The 1,753-nt window shown below is 44.3% G+C and carries 2 protein-coding genes and 1 pseudogene; all 3 read left to right on the top strand.

The genetic code is table 11. The features are described from left to right. Positions 1 to 318: pseudogene (locus T489_RS15545) on the top strand (hypothetical protein); the annotation flags it as partial. Between the two features lie 647 nt (positions 319 to 965). Further along, complete coding sequence (locus tag T489_RS14500; RefSeq protein ID WP_051622128.1) at positions 966 to 1,547, top strand: DUF1294 domain-containing protein; 582 nt, start codon at positions 966 to 968, stop codon at positions 1,545 to 1,547. 13 nt (positions 1,548 to 1,560) lie between these two features. Next, positions 1,561 to 1,725: an ATP-binding protein gene (locus tag T489_RS15540; RefSeq protein WP_157608271.1), complete on the top strand. Its 165-nt coding sequence runs from the start codon at positions 1,561 to 1,563 to the stop codon at positions 1,723 to 1,725. Positions 1,726 to 1,753 lie beyond the last annotated feature (28 nt).

Genomic DNA, 1,753 nt, shown 5'->3' with positions numbered 1-1,753 from the left:
CATCTGCGAAGGCTTACCGTCGAGTGCTGCAATTCTTTCAGAAGAGGCAATGTCGGGCAGAAATCAGCGGCATTGAAAAAACGCCAGAAGAATGTGCCATCGGAAGTAATCAACTATGCGGATAAAGCTTCGTCCAGGTGCCAGAGGAAGTATTACAGAATGGTAAATAAGGGGAAGAATACGAACATTGCCGTTACTGCCGTAGCGAGAGAATTCTGCTGCTTCATCTGGGGAATGATGACCTCCAACTACGAATGTGGTAATAACGATGCTGGAGAAGTAATGCCGGCCGAGGGGGTAATCAGGATAAATGTATAGACGGATGCGATTTTAAACATCTGAAGGTGACAGTGATTTAGATAAGACGTTTTTCATCAAGAAGGTTTGAATTATCTACGACAGAACTTTGATGGCACTGTAAACAGTGATCCTCGACGTAAGACAAATAGAATTCGCGGCGAACCATTGACCTGAGGAACCAATCCCCGTATAACAGAGAGGCCAATGCCGTGCTTACACTGAGGAAAATGTCTTGCCTAAATTACTGCTTGACAAAGGTCGTTTCATAACAGTTCTGTATGATATAACTTTTGCCGTAAGCAGGTATGCACACAGCTGTTCGAAAAAGCTTCGTGTGAGTCAAATACCGAAAGTTAATTAAAAAAGTCACAGGCATGGTTAATCGGCATACGGATGAGGCTGTGAGACGGCTTTCATGAAAGACATGAGAGACTCGCGGATATAAAACTGTTATCCGATGGTAATGTTTCATCTTCAGGTGTTCCGGTACAGAAAAGATTTAATTCTGATATAATCGCGATGCGCTGCGTTTTCCAGCAGGACGGAAAACATCCGGCTTTTTCTCGGCACGCTGTTAGACAGCAGACTGTCACTGCTTCTGCGGTCGATACGGTAAGGCAGTTATTTTTAACTATGAATCTGAGTAATTATACGGAATAATTGTTATGTTGTGGTTCATGATTTATCTTGTGGTGTTAAACCTCTTAACCTGTCCGATAACACTGGAACTCCTGAAGTCTTCGTCTAGGAACGGTGACAGCGGGGATATCAACGGTATTCTGGCTTTCCTTTCGCTTGCAGGCGGAGTTATCGGTTTTATGGCGGGATTTACGGTCTGGCGAAAGAAACGAAGAATCAGACATGTGAGCAAGAATCTCAGCACTTGCGTTGCCTGCTCGTTTGCTGCCTTCTGGTTGTATTTTTCCGTTCTGGGAACCGTGTTTTCGATATGGAATTCAGTCGCAGGATGCATGATGTTCTGGCTTTCCTGGGTTTTCTGGGGGGGTGCGGTTCTGATCAACCTGTTGTCTTTTGTCTGGTACGGACTTGACAAGAGCAATGCGGCATCCGGCAAAGAGAGAGTTCCCGAGACCAATCTGCTGTTTAAATCATTTATCGGCGGGGCGGCAGGAGGCCTTGCATCCATGTTTATGTTTCGTCACAAAACAAAGGTATGGTATTTTGTGACTGGTAACATTTTAATGGCTGTCGCTCAGATCTACGTCACTTTGAGAATCATGTGGTAAACGGCATTCATGTATCGTCAGTGATTGGGGACTGATACTTGGTGATACAACTGCTGCCACTGCTATTTTAGACAGACTGCTTCATCATTGCAGTGTGCTTACAATCAATGGTGACAGACAATATGAAACGACCTCCACGAAAGAATGTAAAAACGTGGATTTACCGTGTAAACTGTAGATGTTTGTAAACAGATACGGATTTACCG

It is taken from the genome of Ruminobacter sp. RM87, from assembly GCF_000701925.1.
GTDB lineage: Bacteria > Pseudomonadota > Gammaproteobacteria > Enterobacterales > Succinivibrionaceae > Ruminobacter > Ruminobacter amylophilus.
This window is presented reverse-complemented; position numbering and strand designations above follow the sequence as displayed.